At 48.5% G+C, this 22,539-nt stretch carries 26 protein-coding genes; all 26 read left to right on the forward strand.

Translation table 11 applies throughout. The features are described 5' to 3' along the window. Positions 1-272: 272 nt before the first annotated feature. The 26 genes from B8987_RS14310 to panC all read left to right on the forward strand — a co-directional run bounded on the left by B8987_RS14310 (position 273) and on the right by panC (position 22,530). On the forward strand, positions 273-1,625 hold the full coding sequence (locus tag B8987_RS14310; protein WP_020373164.1) for an amino acid permease: 1,353 nt from the start codon (positions 273-275) through the stop codon (positions 1,623-1,625). Positions 1,626-1,733: 108 nt separating this feature from the next. Next, entirely contained in the window at positions 1,734-2,852 is a 1,119-nt protein-coding gene (gene ald, locus B8987_RS14315; protein WP_020373163.1) for an alanine dehydrogenase, read from the forward strand. Positions 2,853-3,036: 184 nt separating this feature from the next. Then, positions 3,037-3,912 carry a site-specific tyrosine recombinase XerD gene (gene xerD, locus B8987_RS14320; RefSeq protein ID WP_020373162.1) on the forward strand — a complete coding sequence of 292 codons (876 nt, stop codon included), beginning with the start codon at positions 3,037-3,039 and terminating at the stop codon, positions 3,910-3,912. Between the two features lie 99 nt (positions 3,913-4,011). Continuing rightward, on the forward strand, positions 4,012-5,184 hold the full coding sequence (locus B8987_RS14325) for a D-alanyl-D-alanine carboxypeptidase family protein (protein ID WP_020373161.1): 1,173 nt from the start codon (positions 4,012-4,014) through the stop codon (positions 5,182-5,184). A 26-nt stretch (positions 5,185-5,210) separates the two neighbouring features. Then, positions 5,211-5,864 carry a TraR/DksA C4-type zinc finger protein gene (locus tag B8987_RS14330; protein ID WP_020373160.1) on the forward strand — a complete coding sequence of 218 codons (654 nt, stop codon included), beginning with the start codon at positions 5,211-5,213 and terminating at the stop codon, positions 5,862-5,864. Between the two features lie 84 nt (positions 5,865-5,948). After that, on the forward strand, positions 5,949-6,284 hold the full coding sequence (locus tag B8987_RS14335; RefSeq protein ID WP_026040466.1) for an STAS domain-containing protein: 336 nt from the start codon (positions 5,949-5,951) through the stop codon (positions 6,282-6,284). Positions 6,285-6,449: 165 nt separating this feature from the next. Then, on the forward strand, positions 6,450-6,881 hold the full coding sequence (spoIIAB, locus tag B8987_RS14340) for an anti-sigma F factor (RefSeq protein ID WP_037913565.1): 432 nt from the start codon (positions 6,450-6,452) through the stop codon (positions 6,879-6,881). Next, positions 6,871-7,647: a SigB/SigF/SigG family RNA polymerase sigma factor gene (locus B8987_RS14345; RefSeq protein WP_020373157.1), complete on the forward strand. Its 777-nt coding sequence runs from the start codon at positions 6,871-6,873 to the stop codon at positions 7,645-7,647. The genes spoIIAB and B8987_RS14345 overlap by 11 nt, the downstream gene beginning before the upstream one ends. 100 nt (positions 7,648-7,747) lie before the next feature. After that, positions 7,748-8,215: a stage V sporulation protein AC gene (gene spoVAC, locus B8987_RS14350; RefSeq protein WP_020373156.1), complete on the forward strand. Its 468-nt coding sequence runs from the start codon at positions 7,748-7,750 to the stop codon at positions 8,213-8,215. Then, positions 8,216-9,241, forward strand: coding sequence for a stage V sporulation protein AD (locus tag B8987_RS14355; RefSeq protein ID WP_020373155.1), 1,026 nt, complete (start codon positions 8,216-8,218; stop codon positions 9,239-9,241). A gap of 59 nt (positions 9,242-9,300) precedes the next feature. Further along, the gene (spoVAE, locus tag B8987_RS14360; protein ID WP_020373154.1) at positions 9,301-9,651 is read left to right on the forward strand and encodes a stage V sporulation protein AE; all 351 of its coding nucleotides are present in this window, start codon (positions 9,301-9,303) and stop codon (positions 9,649-9,651) included. A gap of 17 nt (positions 9,652-9,668) precedes the next feature. Continuing rightward, on the forward strand, positions 9,669-10,238 hold the full coding sequence (locus tag B8987_RS14365) for a stage V sporulation protein AE (protein ID WP_020373153.1): 570 nt from the start codon (positions 9,669-9,671) through the stop codon (positions 10,236-10,238). Further along, positions 10,225-11,754 carry a spore germination protein gene (locus B8987_RS14370; protein ID WP_040766809.1) on the forward strand — a complete coding sequence of 510 codons (1,530 nt, stop codon included), beginning with the start codon at positions 10,225-10,227 and terminating at the stop codon, positions 11,752-11,754. Before B8987_RS14365 ends, B8987_RS14370 begins: the two co-directional genes overlap by 14 nt. 204 nt (positions 11,755-11,958) lie before the next feature. Continuing rightward, entirely contained in the window at positions 11,959-13,281 is a 1,323-nt protein-coding gene (lysA, locus tag B8987_RS14375; protein ID WP_020373151.1) for a diaminopimelate decarboxylase, read from the forward strand. A gap of 33 nt (positions 13,282-13,314) precedes the next feature. Continuing rightward, positions 13,315-14,307: a tryptophan--tRNA ligase gene (gene trpS, locus B8987_RS14380; RefSeq protein WP_040766880.1), complete on the forward strand. Its 993-nt coding sequence runs from the start codon at positions 13,315-13,317 to the stop codon at positions 14,305-14,307. Further along, positions 14,304-14,996, forward strand: a complete 693-nt coding sequence (locus B8987_RS14385) for a segregation/condensation protein A (RefSeq protein ID WP_020373149.1) — start codon at positions 14,304-14,306, stop codon at positions 14,994-14,996. Before trpS ends, B8987_RS14385 begins: the two co-directional genes overlap by 4 nt. A 6-nt stretch (positions 14,997-15,002) precedes the next feature. Then, positions 15,003-15,548, forward strand: a complete 546-nt coding sequence (gene scpB / locus B8987_RS14390; protein ID WP_020373148.1) for an SMC-Scp complex subunit ScpB — start codon at positions 15,003-15,005, stop codon at positions 15,546-15,548. Positions 15,549-15,615: 67 nt separating this feature from the next. Further along, positions 15,616-16,194, forward strand: a complete 579-nt coding sequence (locus B8987_RS14395) for a hypothetical protein (protein WP_020373147.1) — start codon at positions 15,616-15,618, stop codon at positions 16,192-16,194. Positions 16,195-16,260: 66 nt separating this feature from the next. Beyond that, positions 16,261-16,728 carry a GerW family sporulation protein gene (gene ytfJ, locus B8987_RS14400; protein WP_020373146.1) on the forward strand — a complete coding sequence of 156 codons (468 nt, stop codon included), beginning with the start codon at positions 16,261-16,263 and terminating at the stop codon, positions 16,726-16,728. A gap of 10 nt (positions 16,729-16,738) precedes the next feature. Beyond that, the gene (ku, locus tag B8987_RS14405) at positions 16,739-17,506 is read left to right on the forward strand and encodes a non-homologous end joining protein Ku (RefSeq protein ID WP_020373145.1); all 768 of its coding nucleotides are present in this window, start codon (positions 16,739-16,741) and stop codon (positions 17,504-17,506) included. Next, a complete protein-coding gene (locus tag B8987_RS14410; RefSeq protein WP_084661674.1) occupies positions 17,503-18,336 on the forward strand; it encodes an ATP-dependent DNA ligase in 834 nt (277 codons plus the stop codon). Before ku ends, B8987_RS14410 begins: the two co-directional genes overlap by 4 nt. Beyond that, on the forward strand, positions 18,302-19,195 hold the full coding sequence (locus B8987_RS14415; RefSeq protein WP_020373142.1) for a DNA polymerase domain-containing protein: 894 nt from the start codon (positions 18,302-18,304) through the stop codon (positions 19,193-19,195). Before B8987_RS14410 ends, B8987_RS14415 begins: the two co-directional genes overlap by 35 nt. Then, positions 19,192-20,820, forward strand: a complete 1,629-nt coding sequence (locus B8987_RS14420) for a DEAD/DEAH box helicase (protein WP_020373141.1) — start codon at positions 19,192-19,194, stop codon at positions 20,818-20,820. The genes B8987_RS14415 and B8987_RS14420 overlap by 4 nt, the downstream gene beginning before the upstream one ends. A 173-nt stretch (positions 20,821-20,993) precedes the next feature. Then, entirely contained in the window at positions 20,994-21,425 is a 432-nt protein-coding gene (locus tag B8987_RS14425; RefSeq protein ID WP_020373140.1) for a hypothetical protein, read from the forward strand. Between the two features lie 36 nt (positions 21,426-21,461). Further along, the gene (locus tag B8987_RS14430; protein ID WP_020373139.1) at positions 21,462-21,662 is read left to right on the forward strand and encodes a hypothetical protein; all 201 of its coding nucleotides are present in this window, start codon (positions 21,462-21,464) and stop codon (positions 21,660-21,662) included. A gap of 13 nt (positions 21,663-21,675) precedes the next feature. Continuing rightward, on the forward strand, positions 21,676-22,530 hold the full coding sequence (gene panC / locus B8987_RS14435) for a pantoate--beta-alanine ligase (protein ID WP_020373138.1): 855 nt from the start codon (positions 21,676-21,678) through the stop codon (positions 22,528-22,530). Positions 22,531-22,539 lie beyond the last annotated feature (9 nt).

Here is a 22,539-nt window from a genome sequence, read left to right on the forward strand (position 1 = left end):
AGGTCACCCGCTGTAATCATCGCAATCCCTCCTTCACACCCTGAATTGAGTGCACTTCAGGTTTCAAAATCTAGTTATATTGTATCACGAAATCCGCACACATTACTATGGATTCAATGGATTATACGCCAAATTGCCCGAACATCGGTGGAATAAGGATATACCGGACGGGACAAAATACTAACACTATGGACAAAACGAAAACATCTAGCAGGATAAAACAACCAACGCAGTCGCGGCTTGTTAGTAATAAATATGGGTCAGGAAAGCGTGTGAAAGTTCCCCGGGACATTAATGCGACCCGTCTTACCTTGATGACGGTAGGGGGAATCATGGGCTCAGGTTTGTTTTTAGCGATAGGACAAGCTATTCGTTTGGCTGGTCCGGCCATCGCGATTTCATTGTTAATTGGGGTGACGATTATGGCCTTGGAAGTGGCAGCCCTTGCTGAAATGGCTGCGGCTGACAGGGAACGTGGCTCTTTTTTGGCCTTTGCCCACCATGCGTTGGGACCGGGATCCGCCTTTGTGGGAGGATGGATTTTTTGGTTTTCTAGCATCCTCAACATTTCTGCTGAAGCCACTGCGGGTGCCATTTTCACACGTCTTTGGTTTCCCCAAATTCCCGTTTATGTTTTTAGCGTGGGTTATGCTTTGATCGTTGTAGGGATAAACTTTTTAACGGTTCGTGGATTTAGCACCGTGGAATCATGGATGTCCGGTACGAAAATCACGGCGACGGTTGTGTTTATTTTGATTGGCATCTTAGCCATTGCAGGGATTTTGCCCGTTAAACATCCCGTGGGTATCCGGGGCTGGTATGCCATGCCGAGCTTTTTCCCACACGGCATTAAAGGGGTATTAGCAGCTATGGTACTGGTGCTCTTTTCGATGTCGGGCACGGGCGTGCTAGGACTCGCTGCACCCAATGTTAAAAATGCTGAAACCACCATTGCCAAAAGCATTCGCAATACCATTATCGCCATTTATATCTTATATGTAGGGGCCGCTTTGGCCTTAACCTCAATTTTGATTTGGTATACGGTTCCCACAGCGCAAAGTCCTTTTACGGCAGCCTTGCGCACTCTCCCCTGGGGATGGCTGGTTAATGTTTTTAACTTGGTGATTCTTTTAGCGGTGTTGAGTGCGATGAATGCGGGGCTATTTGCAACAGACCGCGTCCTCGCCACGCTTGGCCGTATTCATGCTGCTCCTAAAGTGGTTGCCAAGGAATCACACGGCATTCCCCGGATGGCGAATCTCGTGACAGGGATTTTATTCGTGGTGATTAGTGGTTTGGCTTATTTTTTGCCTAAAACGGCTTATTTATATCTAGTCACCGCGACCGGATTTCAAGCCTTATTTATTTGGGGTTTGATCATTGTGACGCAAATCGTTTACCGCAAGATTTTGTTAAAAGAAGGAAAGGATCTTGAGTTTCGATTAAAAGGATATCCCTATTCTTCGATTCTAGCGGTGATTCTGATTGTCGGCGTAATTGCGACCGCCCCATTAGCGCCACATGAAATGATTTCTTTGGAAATTAGTATTGGGGCATCGGTGATATTTTTTATTGCGTATTTGCCGGTTCGGGCAAAACGGTTAAAGCAGCAGCACGAAAAATGACGGACCCTCTGTGTCGTCGAATTTTGGTGTGTTAGAATGAATGCTGATCCTGCGCGAGATAACCGGAGGATTTGAGGTGCGTATAATTGGGGAAGAAGGGACTATGTCGTGAAAATAGGTTTGCCTACAGAAATTAAACCCGATGAAAATCGCGTGGCCTTAACGCCCGCCGGCGTCATGGCGTTAACCCGAGACGGCCACCAAGTGCTTATTCAACAAGGTGCGGGACTTGGAAGCGGCTTTTCCGATGACCAGTACCGTAACGCGGGCGGAACGCTCGTGCCGACGGCAGAAGACGTTTGGACCGGGGCCGAAATGGTCATTAAAGTCAAAGAGCCTTTGCCTGAGGAGTATCGATATTTTCGAAAGGATTTAGTGCTCTTTACATACTTGCACTTGGCTCCCGAGCCAGAACTTACGCAGGCTCTGGTGGATTCGGGGATAACGGCCATTGCTTATGAAACGGTGCAAGCAGCCGATGGGTCACTGCCTTTGCTCACGCCGATGAGTGAAGTGGCTGGACGGATGGCTACGCAGATTGGCGCTCATTTCCTTGAAAAACCTCAAGGGGGCCGGGGCATTCTGTTAGGAGGAGTACCGGGAGTTCTGCCGGGTTCCGTTTTGGTTATCGGGGGCGGAATTGTCGGAACAAATGCTGCGCGGATTGCATTAGGACTCGGCGCGGATGTCACGATTGTCGATATCAATGCGGATCGTCTTCGGCAATTAGATGACATGTTCCATGGACATGTCCGGACACTGATGTCAAACGAATACAATATTGCGGAGGCCGTCAAAACCTGTGACTTACTCGTGGGGGCTGTTCTGATTCCTGGTGCCCGCGCTCCGCATTTAGTGAGTGAAGCGATGGTCGCCACGATGCAGCCTGGCTCGGTGATTGTGGATGTAGCCATTGACCAGGGAGGATCAATCGAAACCATTGATCATGTGACGACCCATAGTCATCCGACCTACGTCAAGCATGGGGTGGTCCATTACGCCGTGGCGAATATGCCCGGAGCGGTAGCCCGGACCTCCACGTTGGCACTCACCAACGTGACGCTGCGTTATGCCAGATTATTGGCTCAATATGGTGCTGTGGAAGCTATGCGGCGTGATCCGGCCTTAGCCAAAGGGCTCAATGTTTATCAGGGAGCGATTACGTTCAAAGCGGTGGCAGAAGCTCACCAAAAGCCGTATGTTGCTCCTCAAGAAATCTGGTCGTAGATTATCCATTCTACACCGTGTTGACACATGGGCTGACCCTCAAGAGGTGATGAGGGTCAGTTTTTTGTGTCTAAAATCTGTTGCCGATTTTTTGTGCCATTAGGAAGTTCTCAGCAGGAATTGTTCTAATATCGTCGAATGGTTAACATAATTATTTCATTTCCTGATAATGAGGCGAAAAGATGTGAATCAGCGGATCCATGAGTTTTTAGATTATTTACGGTATGAACGAAACCTATCGTCCAATACGATTGAGTCCTATCAAAGAGATTTAATTGATTATATGGATTTTGTAGATACCCATGGGCGCCAAGAGGATGAACAAAATGTGATTCATTATTTGCAGTTCTTACAACAGGAACACCGTGCTCCCGCGACGCAAGCCAGGCGACTGGCTGCGATTAAAGCCTATTATTGTTTTGTGGTGAATGACCAGGGTTTGAGTAGTGACCCCACAGAACTATTATCTGCTCCCAAACTGAATAGGCGCCTTCCTCATGTTTTAAGTATTGAAGAGGTTACGCGACTCATTGAAGCGCCCGATTTGAGTACCATGACCGGTATCCGGGACCGGGCGATGTTAGAATTGTTGTATGCCACCGGAGTGCGTGTCAGTGAATTATGTCATTTAACCATGAATGATTGGTGGTTAGATCCGCCGAAAATCCGGTGCCTCGGCAAAGGCTCCAAGGAGCGCTATATTCCTCTAGGAAAACTTGCGGCACAATGGTTGATGCGTTATGTCGATGTAGCCCGACCCCAGTTCATCAAAGATATACAGGAACCCACATTATTTCTTAACCGGCAGGGGAAAGCCTTAACTCGCCAAGGATTTTGGAAACTGCTTAAAAAATACGCTATCAAGGCAGGCATCACCCAACCGATTACGCCTCATATGATTCGCCATTCCTTTGCCACCCATCTTTTAGAAAACGGGGCCGATTTGCGTGCTGTGCAAGAAATGTTAGGCCATCAAGATATTTCGACCACGCAAATTTATACCCATGTCAGCCAAAAACGTCTTCGTCCCGTTTATGACCAGACTCACCCGCGGGCCTAAGGACACGATCATAGGCTTCAACAGGAGGACCATGTTGCATGAATTCCCACTCTTTTGCCCCATACTATCAGCCAGACAATCTTGTGGGGAGGGTGAAAGATGGGGCTTCGAGGAGGCCTAAAACGTCTTCGTTGGATTATTAGCACGGTTTTTGTATGGAACATATTTTCGACACCATTAATCTTTGCACAAACAATTACCGAACCTCCACCTGTGCAGGCGAAGGCCGCGGAATTAATTGATGCCAATTCGGGTCAGGTTCTTTATGCGAAAAATCCCAATCAAGAACTTCCGATGGCGAGTGTGACAAAGTTAATGACTTTGTATTTGGCTGTCAAAGCGATTGACCAGCATCAAATTAGCTTAAAGGATTTGGTGCCGGCTGATGAGACAGCCTACCGTATCGGCGGATCACAAATTTGGCTGGAACCAGGAGAACGCCTGAGCGTTGATCAAATGTTAAAAGCCGTGGCGATAGGTTCTGCGAATGATGCCTCTTATGCTCTCGGAGCCTTTATCGGAGGTTCCGAGTCGGCATTTGTTCAAAAAATGAATCAAACGGCGCATCAATTGGGGATGTTGCATACGCATTTTGTTAATCCTCATGGGTTGCCCGCGCAAGGACATTATACCACGGCGCATGATTTAGCCCTATTAGGTCAGCAAGCCGTGAAAATGCCGTTGCTGCTCCACTACACGTCTATGTGGGAAGATCGGAGTATCCGTAATGGTAAAGGGGGAACGTTGTGGCTTGTGAACCACAACCGATTACTTCGCACATATCCAGGCTGTGACGGCTTAAAAACCGGATTTACCCATGAGGCTGGCTATTGCATGGTGGCTACTGCCAAAAGAGATAACACGCGCATGATTGTGGCCATCTTAGGAGCGCCAACGGGTAAGGCGCGGGCCCAAGACGCCGCGGCCCTGATGTCGTGGGGATTTCAAAACTTTCGCACCACATCCGTTGTAAAGGCGCATGAAATTTTGGGCCGGGTACGGGTCATTCGCGGTACTAAGCCCTATGTCGACGCGGTGGTTGATCATGCTGTGGCGATCACCCAGCCTAGTACGGCCGGACGCCTTCAATCTTCTAAGGAATTGCCGGCAGACATTGCAGCTCCTGTCCAAAAAGGCCAAATTTTAGGCTACTTAACGGTGACGAGTCAGAAAAAGGTTGTCCGACGCATTCCCATCCGTGCTAGCCAGTCCGTTGACAAAATTACGATTGGACAACTGACATGGCGGTATTTATGGAAGCTCTTTAGTTAAAGGTCTGGCAGGATAGGAGGACAGGTATGGATTTATACGCGGTTAAAAATCAGTTAGAAGATATGGTGTCAGATTTGCGCCAACAACTCGCGGTGAAAGAGACCGATTCGGTGCACGCATTGAGTGCCTATGACAATCATCCCGCCGATTTAGGTACTGATACCTTTGAGCGGGAATTGGATGTAGGTTTAGAACGGGGCTTGGCTCATCACCTTGCCGAGGTTGAACGAGCTCTCGAAAAGATTGACGAGGATAGTTATGGCATCTGTGATCGCTGTCATCATCCTATTGATGCACAGCGTCTTCAAGCGCGCCCCGAGTCTGTCTATTGTTTGCCGTGTCAACAAGAACAAGAACAAGGATATGTGCCTGTTTCGCACCATGTGATTCCTATGCCCTTTGGCGACCGACCCGATATTCACCATGGGGATGTCGAAACCGATGGCGAAGACATCTGGCAAAGTGTCGCACAATGGGGGACCTCAAATAGTCCTCAAGATACTCCGCCAGCGGTGGATTACCATGAAACGTATGTCGGATTTGATGAACCGGTCAGTTTTGTCGAACAAGTCGAATCCGTTGTCGATGAACAAGGTGAACCACTTCTGGATGCTGCCCGAGAGAAAATGAAGCGTCAAGCCCGAAGTACCGACAAGGAAAGTGATGAATATCCTTTTTAAGGCGGCCAAAAGCCGCCTTTTTTCGCAGCCTGAAGCGTGTATGATAGTGGTCAGGAAAATATTGGATTTGCGGGAGGATTGTTCATGACCATTGTTCATACGATTCAGGGGAACCGAATTTTGGTCGCCATTCATGGTGATCTCGATTTAACGACGGCAGCACCCCTGCGTGAAGCTTTAGATGAATTATTGGACCGCTACCGGGAAAAAGCGCTAGTGTTAGATCTATCGGAAGTTGAGTTTATTGACTCATCTGGTCTTGGTGTCATCCTCGGACGATACCGCCGGATGGGAAACCGATCGTTATCTCTAGTTGGGGTGAAGCCTAGCGTCAAGGCTGTGCTGGAGCTGGCCGGGATTACTGCGATTATATCAGTCACTGATGCTTTTAAACCAGCTGTGAAGGATCAACATGTGTAGTCGCCCTTGGCAGGCTTTAAACCTTATTTTGGGTCTATTTATTTTATCCCTTGTCTCGTAGAGATTATTCCGGAACGGTTTTGGTTCACGGGGATGCCACTCTCTAAGAGAACCACGGCATCATACAAAAAACTAAGCTAGGAGGAACTTTGAGTGAAAAATACGATGCAAATGCGATTTTTATCTGTGCCTGACAATGTGGGACTAGCCCGGGTCGCCATCGCAGCATTAGCGGGTCAGGCACCCTTTTCCCTATCGGATATTGACGAAATTAAGGTGGCCGTTTCCGAAGCAGTTTCCAATGCTATTATTCATGGCTATAAAGGCAAACCTGACGGTTGGGTCGAGTTAACGGGAACGCTTGACAAACTGGGATTAACCATTGTCGTTGAAGATTTTGGCGTTGGTATTGCAGATATTGAACAGGCACGGCAACCGTCGTTTTCTAGTGACCCCGAACGAATGGGACTCGGATTTGTATTTATGGAGTCTTTTATGCATGGACTTCATGTGGAATCGACGGTGGGAAAGGGCACCCGCGTCGAAATGCAGCGATTTGCAACGATTCAAGGAGAACTATCACGCGATGCCCAATGAAGGCCAAACCCATTGGCACTCACCCCGCGACGAAGCCCAGTTATATCGCTTAGCCCAAGCAGGGGATCTGACGGCACGGGAAGAGTTGGTGGAGCGACATTGGAACTTAATTTGGCATATTGTCCACCGGTTTCAAGGCCGGGGATATGATCCCGAAGATTTGTTTCAAGTAGGAGCTATTGGCTTACTCAAAGCGATTGATCGTTTTGATGTCGACCGGGGATTAAAATTTTCTACTTATGCTGTGCCCTTAATAATGGGCGAAATCCGGCGCCATATGCGCGATGATCAGCCCATTCGGGTGGCCCGATCCCTACGGGAATTAGGAATGCGGGTCGAACAGGTCCGTTCGATGTTGTCGCAGCAATTGGGACGGGATCCGACGCCACAAGAAGTGGCTGAAAAAATGGGCGTGGATCCTAGTGATATTGCGGAAGCCATGGAAGCAATTCGAGCACCAGCTTCTCTTAACCAACCCATCGAATCTCCCAATGGCTCGGAAACGCATTTAGGGGATACCGTACGAGATGATGTGGGAGAATCCGACTGGTTGGAACAAATGGCACTCACTCAAGCATTTGGAGCCTTGGACGAACGAGAGCGATTTATTTTGCGTGCACGCTTCGTTGAAGGACGAACACAAACCGAAGTCGCGCGGCGATTGAATGTCTCGCAAGTGCAAATCTCACGATTAGAACGCCGCGCCTTGGATCGTTTGAAATTGGCCTTAAACGATGATCCACCGCCAAATCCTCATGAGGGATAAAAAAATCTGTGTTTGGAACATACTACTCCTGAACCCGTGGGTTCAAGGAGTTTTTCTTTGCCAGTTGTTCTGCCATTCACTGGATGTAGGAGGGAAATCCATGGCCAACCAAGCCAGACAGTTAAGTCAGGAAATGCAAGATTATCAGAACATGGCCAGTCAGATCCGTCCTAAAAAACCCATGCTTAAAAATGCAATTACGGCATTTTTTGTTGGCGGTCTGATTTGCGAAGTCGGTCAGGGAATTCAATGGTTTTTTATGCAACAAGGTATGAGCGCCAAAGAAGCCACATCTCCCACGACGGTTGTGATGATCGGGCTCGGCGCCTTATTGACCGGATTAGGATGGTATGACCGGATCGTGAAGCGTGGGGGCATGGGGGGATCATTACCGATTACCGGTTTTGCCAATGCGATGGTCGCTCCAGCGATGGAATACCGTACCGAAGGCTTAGTGTTGGGCGTCGGTGCCAAACTGTTTACCGTAGCAGGACCGGTCTTAACGTATGGATTAGCTGCAGCCTTTGTGGTCGGATTGATTCGATATTTATTGACGGGGGTGGCCTAGGTGGGTGTGCATCGCCGGTCAGCATCGAGCTATGCATTTGATGGTGTGGTGATTCGCTCTGCGGCGGCTGTGGTGGGGCCAAAAGAGGGGGAAGGCCCCTTGGGCTCGTACTTTGACCGGATTTGGCCATCTGAACTGAATAATCATTCGAGTTTTGAAGTCGCGGAACGAGCCTTATTGGTTGAAGCGCAAAATCTGACGTTGCAGAAAGGCGAGCAGGATTGGTTTAACGTGGACGTTGTCATGGGCGGCGATCTCTTAGACCAATTAATCTCGACCAATTTTGCTGCCCGCGAACATCAAAGACCTTTACTGGGACTCTTTTCCGCTTGTGCCGTGTTTACTGAAGGCTTGGGCCTAGGGGCGCTAGCCATTGCCGGCCAGGGGCCTAAAACGGTTTTGGTTGGAGCAAGCAGCCATCACATGGCCGCGGAACGGCAATTTCGCTATCCCATTGAACTGGGATATCAACGAACGCCGACGGCAGGATGGACGGCAACTGCAGCCGGATCCTGTCTATTGTCTGGGAGCTCATCTGTGGATTCCGGAGATATTGTCATAGAAGCCGCAACCTTTGGCCGGGTTGTAGATTGGGGATCAAAAAATCCCAATGACATGGGTACCGCGATGGCCCCAGCAGCATTTGACACAATTAAACGACATCTTGAGGATTTTAACCGGGATATTTCGGATTATGACCAAATCTATACGGGCGATTTGGGCGTATTGGGTGTGAAGTTGCTTGATGCCTTGGCGAGTAAAGAAGGATTCGATTGGTCTCATCGACTCAATGACTGTGGGCGGTCCTTATATGATATTGAAAGACAAGATGTTCACAATGGGGGATCTGGTGCCGGATGCTCGGCCAGTGTCTTTTCAGGATTTCTTTATCACCAACTTCAACATGGACAGTTTCACCGCATTTTACTTGTCTCTACAGGGGCTTTATTTTCTCCCACAAGCTATCAACAAGGTGAAAGCATTCCTTCCATCGCCCATGCTGTCGCCATCTCCCGAGCTGATTAACGTAAAGAAGTCGGGAAAATGACAGCCCGGTGGGTTGATTATTAATAGGGGGTAACAGCATGACATTTTTATGGGCCTTCGTCATAGGTGGTCTTTTATGTGTCTTGGCACAGCTGGTCTTAGATTTGTTTCCAGTAACACCGGCTCACGTTTTAGTGTTGTTTGTCGTTTTAGGAGCCATATTCGGCGGAGTAGGGCTTTATGGCAAGTTAGTCAGTTTTGCCGGGGCTGGAGCGACAGTTCCCCTGCCGGGGTTTGGATACACATTGGTAACGGGAATTGGGGAAGCCGTGAAGACCAAAGGGGTCTTAGGCTTACTCACTGGAGGACTCACGGCTGCTGCGGGCGGCATTAAAGCAGCCGTGTTGTTTGGACTAACAGCGGCTTTGGTGTTTAAGCCGAAGACTTAATCATAAGGGGGATCATTATGCGTGCTAAACCCGTCATTATTGTCACAGATGGTGACAACACGGCTTATGAAGCCTTAAAAGCCGCGAGTGAATCGTTAAATCTCTATGTATTAGAAGAATCAAAAGGGAATCCCACTCCCCTTAGTGGCCAGGAGTTAGTCAAAGCTATTACTCGCGTACCTGAGGAACCCGTCGTAGTCATGGTCGATGACCGGGGCGAGGCCGGAACGGGAGCCGGAGAAAAGGCACTGGAAGTTCTCATGAACGCTCCAGAATTGAATGTGTTGGGCGTTATTGCGGTGGCCGCCAATACCCATCCGGTGGACGGGGTCCCTATTGATTCCTCGGTGACAGATCATGGGCGTATTATTTCCCATGCTGTGGATAAAGAGGGACACCAAGTGACCTCGTCGCGCCTTTACGGCGATACAGTAGATGTCCTCGAAGATGATGCGGGTCACGTACCCATAATTGGGCTAGGCGATCCGGGCAAAATGCATGGGAACGACAGTGTTGAACATGGTGTTCCCGCGACTAAAAGGGCTTTGGAAGAGATTTTGCAAAGGAGTGGGTATGATGCCAGTTGACTATTTGTTGCACGGTAAAGCCATGGTCCACTCCCATGAGATTTCGCGCGACCTCAAGGCAAATGTGCAGTGGTTAAAGGAATATTTAGGATATAAAGAAACGTTTGATCTGATTGTAAGGGAATTTAAGATTGGATCCCGACAAGTCGCTTTAGTATATCTTGATTCTTTCGTCAGTCAGACAGACTTGACCTTAATTATGCAGGAATTATTTAAAACGCCTGATGATCAATTAAACCATCCCAGTTTGGCGATTTTGCTCAACCGCAAAATTCCGTTTATCGAAATCACTCCGGAAACCGCGTTGGATAAGACAGCAGACCAAATTTTAGCAGGGCCCGCTGCCTTATTAGTAGACGGCATTACCCACGCTATCATTATGGATGTCCGAAAATATCCGGATCGCAATCCCAGCGAGCCATCATTAGAGCGTGTTTTACGGGGGCCGAAGGACGGATTTGTGGAAACCCTTATTTTTAACACGATTCTTATTCGAAGACGACTTCGCGATCCCAATTTACGGATTGAAATTCATGAAGTGGGACGACGTTCGCGAGCGGATGTGGCATTGATTTATATTAAGGATATTGCGGACGATTATTTTGTTCGACAGATTCGCAAACGGATTAAGGATATCAACGTGGATGCGCTGACAATGTCGGAAAAAGCTCTTCAGGAATGGATTATGCATAAGCCGTGGTGGAATCCCTTTCCCAATAGCCGATTTACAGAGCGACCGGATGTGGCGGCGGAACACCTGACCGAGGGCCATGTTTTGGTGATGATTGATACATCGCCCAACGCGATGATTTTACCGGTATCCTTTTTCTCATTCTTGCAATCGGTTGAGGAATATCATGAAGATGTGATGGTTGGAACCTATTTAAAATGGGTCCGTTTTTTGGGGGTGGCATTGTCATGGTTTCTTCCGCCGTTATGGTACGCTATGCTCGTCAGTCACACCCACTTACCAGATGGATGGCAGACCCTCATTCATCCTACAGTGACGGAAATTCCCATCATCTGGCAGCTCATTGGTGCCGAGATTGGCGTGGATCTCCTGCGTTTGGCTCTGACATTTAGTCCTGATCCCCTGACCCAATCGATGGGATTTTTTGGTGCCATCCTGTTAGGCGATATTGCTGTGAAAGCGAAACTGATTGATGCCCAAGTGATGGTTTTTGTGGCTATTGCCGCGGTGGGCACCTTTTCCGCTCCGGATATCGACTTTGGTATGGCCGTGCGTCTCTTGCGAATTTTCCTGCTCATTATGACCGGGCTCGGAGAGTTAGTAGGTGTACCGTGGGACGGATTTTTCTTAGGTATTCTCATCCCCATCATTATCCTCGTGAGGACCAATTCATTTGGTATGCGGTATTCATGGCCTGTGTATCCGTTAGATGGGAGTGCATTAGGCTCGGAATTTATCCGCAAACCCTTGAACCGTAAATTCTTAAGGCCATCGATTACGCTGCCTATTGATAAAACGCACCGCCGCCCCAAACCCAAAGTTTAGTGGAGTTGAGGGCAAAATTTAAAGCGCTTGACCCAAGACGAGTCATCACCGTGTGAAACTCCGATGACTCGTCTTGTTATTCATATATCAAGGAATTCGCCCATGAATAAGTGGTGTCAGATCGTTGACCCTCTTGCGATCGAATGATAGGCTAAAACCAATGATCAGGACAACGGGTCAATTGTAGGCCATGAGGGGGATTTGATGTTTCCGGATACGTATCAGAGGGATGAGCACAACCGAATCTCCATAGGGGGCGTGCCGATTCGCCAGTTGGCTGAAGCTTACGGCACACCCTTATATGTATTGGATTATGCGACAATGTTACACCGTATTCATGCTTTTCAAGAGGCATTAAATGAAATGACTCCACCGGGCCGCGCCTTCTATGCTGGGAAAGCCTTTTTGACTACGGCGATGGCGGGATTCTTAAATGCTCACGGCATGGGTCTCGATGTTGTGTCGGGCGGCGAGTTATATACCGCTATCGCGGCCGGATTTGATATGCAAAACATTGTGTTTCATGGCAATGTGAAAACCGCTGAAGAAATCCAATTGGCGCTGGAGCATAACGTGGGATATGTGGTGGTTGATTCACTTGATGAGTTACATCTTATCGATGAGATTGCTGCTCGCATGTCAATCAAAGCTCCAGTCCTTTTACGACTTACTCCGGGGATTGAGGCGCATACCCACGCATTTATCCAAACGGGACAATTTGATTCGAAATTCGGATTTAGCATGAAGGATGGCATTCACGAGGAAGCCGTCAGTGTGGCACTAGCGTCTTCACATATCGATTTAAAGGGCTTTCATGCGCACATTGGATCTCAGATCTTCGATGAAGATCCTTTTGTGCATAATGCCATGCGGCTTATGGAATTTATCCAATCTTTATGGGAACAGCGCCGATTTTGGCCGGAGGTCTTGGATATCGGAGGAGGATTCGGTGTGCAATATACCCACAAGGATGATCCTCCGGAAGTGCCGAGCATTTTGGCCCGGGTCAATCAAGCCGTTCAAGCCCTGACGCCTAGGGAATGCGAACCACCGGTAATATTTATTGAACCGGGCCGGGCTATAGTCGCCGAAGCCGGCGTGACCGTTTATCAGGTTAATGCCACCAAAACGGTTCCCGGTGGTAAAAACTATATCGCTGTAGATGGGGGAATGGGGGACAATATTCGTCCCGCCCTTTATCAAGCCGAATATATGGCGCAGGTTGATGGGAAGCCCATAGACGGGGTTGCCCTTTATACCCTTGCTGGACGATATTGCGAAAGCGGAGACATCTTAATCCGCGACGTCGTCTTGCCTCCTGTAGAAGTGGGAGATTACGTGGTGGTGTTCGGTACCGGTGCGTACAATTATGCCATGTCGTCCAATTATAATCGTGTCCCTAAACCAGCAGTAGTTTTGGTCGCGGATGGACACAGCCAGTTATGGGTGAAACGTGAAACCTATCAAGATTTGGTTGCGCAAGATCTGCCTTGGCGAGATCCTGCCGACTTGCGTGATTTCCTATAGAAAAGAGGACGGACAGTGAGTGTGGCCACAACGATGAAGGATCGTGTCTTATCAGGAATGCAACCTTCTGGAGCACTTCATATTGGGAATTGGATGGGTGCATTAGATAACTGGGTGAAAATGCAAGACATCTACGACTCGTATTTTATGGTTGCAGATTTCCATTCCCTTACGACAGGCTATCATGACACCCGTCAGCTTCCTTCTATGGTCTTTAATATGGTCGTAGATTGGCTAGCTGCGGGACTGGATCCGCAACGATCCATTATTTTTCGCCAATCCATGGTACCTCAACATGCGGAGTTACATCTTTTACTCAGCATGATTACACCTCTGGGATGGTTAGAGCGGGTTCCCAGTTACAAGGAAAAATTGAAGGAATTAGCTCAGCGTGATATTCATACCTATGGATTTTTAGGCTATCCGGTTTTAATGTCATCGGATATCATTCTTTATCGTGCAAACAAGGTCCCTGTGGGTCAAGATCAGGTTCCTCATGTTGAGTTGACCAGGGAAATTGTTCGCCGGTTTAACACGTTGTATGGCGATGTCTTGGTCGAACCGGAAGCGGTCTTAACTGAGGCGCGTGTGCTTCCGGGATTAGACGGTAAAAAGATGAGTAAGAGTTATGGGAACACGTTAGCCCTAGGAGAACCAGCCGACAGCATCACAAAGAAAATCCGCGTCATGGTGACCGATCCCGCACGGGTAAAGCGTTCTGATCCTGGTCACCCTGAAGTGTGTCCGGTATTTAGTTTGCATAAAGTGTTTAGTGAGCAGCAAACCGTTGAGGAAATTGATCAGGCTTGTCGGAACGCTACGATTGGCTGTGTAGATTGCAAAGCGCTTTTGGCCGGGTCAATCAATACCCGCTTAGATCCGATTCGGGAACGGCGCACTCAATGGGAAGCCCATCCAGAACAAGTGGAAGAAATTCTTCAAGAGGGTGCGAAATCTGCCCAAAAATTAGCCCAAGCGACCATGGACGAGGTTAAAGATGCCATGCATCTGAACGCCCTGCAATGATATCCAGTGAGCAGCAAGACCTAGATCCCGGATGGGAAGAAAATGTGCAGGCACTGGCTCTTAAAGTGAGACGCCGGCCCCTTTTTGCCCGAGAATTACGGTTGTTGCAATTGGTTCGCTTTTTGTCAGAACGTTGGCGTACGGTCAGCGACTTGCAAACAGTGAGTGAAGAGGCTCCCGTTACAGCCTGGATTATCCGGCGGAAGTCGGACGTGGTATTACCCCAGGTGGAACCGGAAAATGAACCTGAAGTCTTGGAGCCGGTGGAAGAGCATGATGAGGCATGGATTGAACCGGCAACAATGGCTTTGCAACAACTTTGGCATAGCGCTCAAGCCTTTTATTCGCGCCCGGTATCGTTGCAAAGTGCACATCCTTATCGGCCCATTAAGGGGGCGACAGTGTGGAAGTTGGCGTGGTCTTGGCCCCGCTTGCATGTCCCCAAATCGTCTATTCCCGAACGGGTGGTGACGGCTGAGAATGATCCGTTGGAGGTCCGCATGGATCAATTTATGCGTCGCCTCCGTTCTTACGAGCGTCCTGTGCCCTTCGAGCTGATGGTCAATGCCCATCAGCCCTCGGAGGTTGTCACCACATTTTTAGCTATGGTGCATTTATGGCATCGTCAAGAAGTTCAGGTGGAACAGCCTGGCGCCTTCGATCCGATTTGGATTTCGCTTGGAGGATAATGAATAATGAGCTTGCAATATGATTTGATGATAATGCGAAAAGTTGAAGCCCTATTATTTACGCAAAAGGATCCAGTCTCCAGTGACCAACTGGCTCTATGGTTAGACATGGACCCCCGGCATATTCCCGATCTTCTGGAATCCTTTGGTCAATATTTACAATCACGGCAATCCGGATTATGTGTGCGTCAGATCGCTGGAGGATATCTATTGGCCACGGCACCTGATTTATCCTCCTTTCTAGACGAGCGATTGGGCAGACAGGCGCCTGAACCGTTGTCAGCTGCAGCTTGGGAAGTCTTGGCGATTATTGCGTATAAACAGCCCATCACCCGTTTAGAAATTGAGGCTTTACGCCAAACGAATTCGGAACGGGCTCTTGATACCCTTGTAAATCGCGAACTCATTGAACAAGTCGGCCGCAAAGAAGCTCCTGGCCGCCCCATTCTTTATGGCACGACAGTACAGTTTCTCAAAGAGTTTGGCCTGGATTCTTTAGAGCAACTCCCTCCTTTACCGCTCCTACCGCAAGACTCTTCCACATCCGGATAATATTAGCAGCACGCGTATAATTTTCTGAGGGTTGTGACACCCTATACATGTCAATTTCGTGTAGTGGGTGATCGCAATCGCAGTCTTCCTGGCTACCAGTTTTGGGGTTGTGGTTGTCGGAGTCTTGTTGGTACCGGTCACAACCACGATCAAGGTGTTTGGTCAAGGAACTCAATGGACGATGGGCTTTAACGCCACAATTCTCGGTTGGCACAGTAACCATGCCTGGCGTGTTCCCATGACTCCGGCACAAAAGGTTAAGCCGACTACAGGGTTTGACCCCAAAAGGGTGTCGCAAGGATTCACGGGTCTTAAAATCTATAGCCATTTTGTGAAAACGCTATGGGATAGAACGTCCGTAACCAACTTTTCTTGTGTGTTGTATTTAGGGCTAGCGGAAGCCGCCAGCACGGCCCTAATTATTGGCCTGTTGAATAATTTGCTGGGGCCTTGGGTAAGCTTGCGCATAGCACCGAGAAGTTCCCGCCGCCCGGTTTATGGGATTTATCCCGTATGGGATCGCGTGCAATTCCAAGGAGAATTTAACGCGACGATACGATTTCGGATCATCAATCTGGTCGAAGCATCCCTCGCGGCGTTGATTCGAGCCATTTTCCTCTTGATCCATGGGCGTTACCACAAATAGGTGTGTAGGAACATTTTACGACGACAAGCGGCAGCCAGACAAAACTTTGAGGTAGGAGTGAACGTTGTGGAACATATCACCAACACGGACTCGCATGCATATAAAGAGGGACATCCTATTGAAAGTCTCATGAAAACCGCCATGGAATCGATTAAAGGCATGATTGATGTGAATACGGTGGTGGGTCAACCAGTTCAGACGCCTGATGGCGGCACAATTATTCCGGTGTCACGTGTTTCCTTTGGATTTGCCGCGGGGGGTGGTGAATATTGGAAACGCGAAAGTGACGGGCCTGGGCATCCTTTTGGCGGTGGGAGTGGAGCCGGAGTGACGGTTCATCCCGTGGGATTTCTGGTGGCTCATGGAGACAATGTCCGGTTACTCTCTGTCGATCGCGGAGATGTGCTCGAATCGATTGTGAATAATGTGCCTCAACTTATCGACCAAATCCAGCATCTCATCAGCGGCAACAGTAAACCGAAGGCCCAAGACCACACCACAACGCTGGTCGATCCCCAAGACTTGTCTCAATAGGGGGACGCTCGTGAGAAGCCTGTATAAAGGGGTTATTGGTTTTGGTCTGGTCTCTATCCCCATCCAGGTGTATAAAGCGATGGATGATGAGAAAGTGGAGATTCATTGGCTTCACAAGGTGTGTGGATCCAGGATTCAATATCGCAAATATTGTCCCATCTGCCATGTTGAAGTCGAACCCGGTGAAATTGTGCGAGGGGCTCCTGTACCGGATGGACGTTATGTGGTGCTCGAGGATCAGGACATCATCCAACCGTCGAAAGACCATAACGTGACCATCATGAGTTTTCATCTGTTAGATGCCATTGATCCGGTTTATTTCCGGCAAGCCTACTGGCTAAAACCTCTGCCAGGTGGGCACAAGGCTTACCGGTTATTAGCGGAGACAATGCAGGATACGCATTTAGTCGCGTTGGCGGAGCTGACGCTTCGCTCTAAGCCGTCCTTAGCCGTGGTCCGGACCTTTCACTCGTCGACCTTGATGATGCACACCCTGTATTTTCCGGAAAGTTTGCGTGAAGAAGGAAAAAACTTTGGTGATGTATCCGTGCAAATATCTGACAAAGAACGGGATATGGCCATAATGTTAGTGAAACAAATGCAGGAGCCATTTGTCCCCGAACGCTATCCCAATGAAGCCAAGCGAGAGCTGTTAGAACGGATACAAGCATTAATGCCCTCAGCAATAACCCCGGAGGAAACCCATACAACCCGGGAGGTGATGTCCTTGATGGAACAATTACGGGCATCAGTGTCGCAGACAGCCCAAAGGGTATGAGAGATCCTCACACCTTCATTGCTCCCATGTTGGCGGTTACCGTACCTCATCCCTTTGATGATGTCCAGTGGCGGTATGAAATTAAATGGGATGGTTACCGCTGTCAAATCCATTGGACCGACCATCTCCAAATCTTTTCGCGTAAGGGAGAAAGCTTACTCAGGCAATTTCCGGATTTATCGGATGTTGCTAAGGTGCTCGATCGGCCTGTCATTTTAGATGGGGAGTTGATTGCGTGGGAGAATGGCAAACCGTCTTTTTCGGCTCTTCAACGACGTCATGTGGGGGAGCACCGAGTGATTGTGTTTGACTGTTTATATGCCGAGGGTGAATGGCTTTTGACCAAACCGCTGAAAACACGCCTTGAATATTTGAATAATGTGGTGTCAACGCAGGGAAAAATTGTCGTGGCGGATGGTGTGGTCGAACAGGGCATGGCGTTGTGGAAGGCGGCCAGGGAACATGGTCTTGAAGGGGTCATGGCGAAGCACTTAAACAGTCCCTATTTGCCAGGCAAACGCGTGAGGACATGGCAAAAATTTTTGGTGATGAACCGTCAGTGGGCCGTAGTCCCTATCATTTCAGAAGCCGAGGACGGTCAGTGGATGTGGTGGGTGAGTGGGGACAATGCCGGTGGACATGTGATGACGAAATTATTAGCCCCTAAAAACTGGAATGTAGACGTTTCATCATTGGTCAGGGAAAAAAGAGGGACGGATATCGTCTGGCGCTTACCCTGTCCCATTGACGTGGAAGTCGAATACCGAGAACTCACAGCAGAAGGAAAGATGCGGCATGGTCGAATTCGTCAATGGCGAACATCGAATTAGCCTTCATGTTTCGCACCCTGAGCGGGTGTTATTCCCAGAAATCGGGGTGACCCGGCTCGATTTATTGGACTATTATGCTGCCGTGAGCTCGGTGATTTTGCCGCACTATTCGCATCGTGCTTTGACGGTGAAACGGTGGCCCCATGGAATTCACGGGCCGATGTTTTATCAAAAACATGAGCGGGTTCGGACCAATGCCTCGCAGATGATTCAAATTTATTCATGGAAAGAATTGTTACAATGGGTGGCACTGGGGGTTATTGAATGGCATGTTCCGCTCGGTTTAATTGAGGAACCGGACCAGCATGATTGGGCAGTTTTCGATTTGGATCCCCATGAGGTAGGGTGGGAGAAAGTCGCAGAGGCAACAAAAATCATGGCCAAACTTTTGGAATTACTCCGTATTCCTTATCTTCTAAAAACCTCGGGTCATAAAGGGATGCATATTTATATTCGAATTGAGCCTGAACCCTCTGAAACCGTAACCATGGCGTGTCATCTTATTGCCGAGATCGCTGTCAAGAGCTACCCTCATTTATTCACCACAGAACGTCTAAAAGTTAAGCGAGGACAACGGGTCTATATCGATTTCTTGCAAAACGGATATCACCGGACTATGGCGGGAGTCTACAGCGTGCGCGCGGTTGAGACGGCATCTGTTTCCTGTCCTGTCATGCTTGACGAAGTGGATATTTTGCCCACGTGGTGGACAATGCCGCGTGTTATAGAACGAATTGGGCGCTATGGTGATCTTTTCGGCGTTTTTACACCTGTCATTTCTTTACGCCAGCATCTTAAAGATCAAGGAATCATGGTTCCTCCCACCTTAAATCACTCGTTGGAGGGTGGGGGCCAATGACCAGAAAATCGCGACAAACGCCGTCTCTTGAGCACTTAATGGGCCATCTTCATTGTTGGCCGACGATCGCTCCTTTTGTCGACAAGGGGCTGTCTTTGCACAGTTATCAAATCGACAGTGTGTTAACGGTGGTCAATCATCTTCAAGGTCGAGCCATTTTAGCTGATGAAGTGGGACTTGGCAAAACCATTGAGGCGGGATTAATTATCGCAGAATTGAAGGCTCAAGGTCTTGTCGATCGGGTCTTGATCTTAGTGCCAGCGGGGTTGATTACCCAATGGATTCAAGAACTAAAAAATAAGTTTGGCTGGCAAGCGTTACACAATGCGCATGATCAAGGATGGTTGTGGGTATTATCCATTGATACGGCTAAACGACCTCCCCTTTATCAACAATTACAATATGTGCCTTGGGACTTAGTCATTGTCGATGAGGCGCATCACCTGAAGAATACGAAGACCTTAAATTACCAGTTGGTGGAAGGCCTTCAGTCGCGGTATTTAGTCTTACTAACGGCCACACCGATGGAAAATGAATTGACAGAATTATATACCCTGGTCAACTTGGTGAAACCCGGATTATTTGGCAATTATTTACGTTTTTATCGCCAATTTATCTTGGACAAACGGACGCCTAAAAATGCACGGGCATTAAAAAAGTTATTGTCTCAAGTGATGGTTCGCAATCAACGACAGGACGTGGGATTATCGTTGCCTCCCCGTGAAGTCACATTATGGCCCATTGTACTCAGTGAGGCAGAACGCCGCCTGTATGACACGATGACCCACGCTTTGAAGGTGGAATACCGCCAGCGCCTTCAAGGCAATCAGACGGTGCTGCCTTTAATTACGTTGCAACGAGAATTATGTTCGTCACCGCAGGCCCTAATTCCGACGTTGGAATCCTCCACCTGGTTAGGATCCCTCCAAGAAGAACTGTTAGAGCTGGCCCGGTCCATCCCGGTGACCGCCAAAATTCGAGCGATTAGTGATTTGATTCGAGTGATTGGAGGTAAAGTGCTCATTTTTACGGAATACCGGGCCAGTCAGCAAATGATTGTCGACTTCTTAAGGGATCAAGGCATTTTGGCTGAAGCTTTTCATGGAGGATTAACCCGCACTGAGCGTGACCGCTTGATTGCCTGGTTTGCCGACGGGGACCATGTCTTAGTATCCACAGAGGCTGGTGGACAGGGATTAAACCTGCAATTTTGTCACCAGTTAATTAACTTTGACTTACCCTGGAATCCCATGCGTATTGAGCAGCGTATCGGTCGGGTTCACCGCATGGGCCAAGAACATCCGGTGGAAATTTACAACTTGTTCACGGTTGACACCATTGAAGAAAATATATTACATCTACTGCATGAGAAAATTGATTTGTTTCGCCATGTGATTGGGGAACTTGATGTGATTCTCAGACATTTAGAACGCCGAGGAAGCCTGGAAAAACGGTTGCTGGATATCTTTTTCTGGGAAGATGATCGCAAAGCTATTGAAATGCGTTTAGAGGCTTTGGGCCAAGAGTTTTTAGCGGCGCGCCGGCGTCTGAGTTGGCCACATCTGGACAAATCCTCCACGTCGCCTGAGTCAACGGGGCAAAATCCGAAAGAATCTGTTAACTGAATTTTGGCAGGGAGAGCAGTATAATGTCTGGTACAACGTACCAAAGATTCGGGGTGACCCATTGACCCTCGGTGTCATAAAGTATCAGCAACGAGGGAACTCAGTGATGTTCTCAACAAGTTTTCATGGCATTGTGGAGTGTGTGATCTGATTATTGGCAGCGAGGGACAACTATGGGATTTTTAAATGAACGGGATCGGCAAACCTTGGCAGAAATGTTTCGGGACCTCAAATTTCCTGTGCATGTCGATTTGTTTTTGGATCCCGACCAAGAGTGGAGTCAGCATACGCACGGGATTCTCAGTGAAGTGGTCAGTTTAATGCCGGACCTTTTACATCTTGAAGTCTACGACTTTCACAAAAATCAATTATTAGCCGCCCTCTATGGTGTCGATCACGTTCCGACATTAATTTTGCGCGACAAAAACGAGGATGATACGGGCATTCGTATTTTAGGGATACCATCAGGTTATGAATTCGCTGTACTCATTGAAGATATTCTCGATGTTTCGGTTGGCCGCTCTCGGTTGAGTGAGAAGACCATGAATTATATTCGCAATTTGGAACATGATGTGCTGTTGCAAGTTTTTGTAACGCCCACGTGACCGCATTGTCCCCGGGCGGTTCGCCTGGTCCATCAGATGGCTTTGGCCAATCCGGCAAGAATCCGTGGAGAATCCATCGAGGCTAACGAGTTTGCGGAATGGTCGGAGGAAGAAGGCGTTTACGCAGTTCCCAAAACGGTTATGACGGTGAAGGATTTAAGTGTGAAACACAGTTTTGAAGGTGCCTTAAGTGAAGATCACTTTATTCGTCAACTTAAGGGATTACTAGAGCCATGAGAGGAGCCTTTCGGTGTCACGGATCACGTGTTTAGAAACCTTGGACGCGATGAAGCGCTTTCGCGATAGTGTCCCGTCCCATCAAAAAGTGGCGTTAGTGCCGACAATGGGCGCGTTACATGCCGGTCATTTGGCGTTGGTGGAACAGGCCAAGACGTTGGCGCCTGTTGTCATTGTTAGCATTTTCGTCAATCCCATGCAATTTGGACCGCATGAAGATTTCGAGAAGTACCCGCGTAATTTAGAGAACGATTTATCGATTTTAGAGCCTTATCATCCGCTTACGGTATTTGCTCCTTCGGTTATGGAAATGTATCCGCATGGACCCAGTCGCACGATCATTACAGTACCTTCGATGACCACGGTCATGTGTGGATTAGGCCGGCCAGGCCATTTTGATGGGGTCGCGACGGTTGTCGCCAAGCTATTTAATATTACGCGGCCCCATATGGCTTTGTTTGGACAAAAAGATGCTCAACAGCTTGCCATTATCAAACAGCTCGTCGAGGATTTAAATTTTCCCATCAAGATTATTGGCGTACCGACCGTGAGAGAGACATCGGGTCTGGCCATGTCCTCACGCAATCAATATTTAACGCCGTCACAAAAAGAACAGGCCGCGTTTCTTTATCAGGGTCTATATGCGGCGCAGGTACTGTTTGAGAACGGGGAACGTAGAGCAAATCAGCTGATACACAAAGTTCAACAGGTCCTACAAAGTCAGAACATCGATCCCGAATATATTGCTCTTGTCGACCAACGAACACTCGAACCCATTGAGGTGATTACAGATTCTCCTGCCTTGATAGCTCTTGCTGCGCGCATCGGACAAGCCCGTTTAATTGATAATGTTGTATTGGTGCCCTAGAGCAGGCGA

Source organism: Sulfobacillus thermosulfidooxidans DSM 9293 (genome assembly GCF_900176145.1).
In the GTDB taxonomy this organism is placed as follows: domain Bacteria; phylum Bacillota; class Sulfobacillia; order Sulfobacillales; family Sulfobacillaceae; genus Sulfobacillus; species Sulfobacillus thermosulfidooxidans.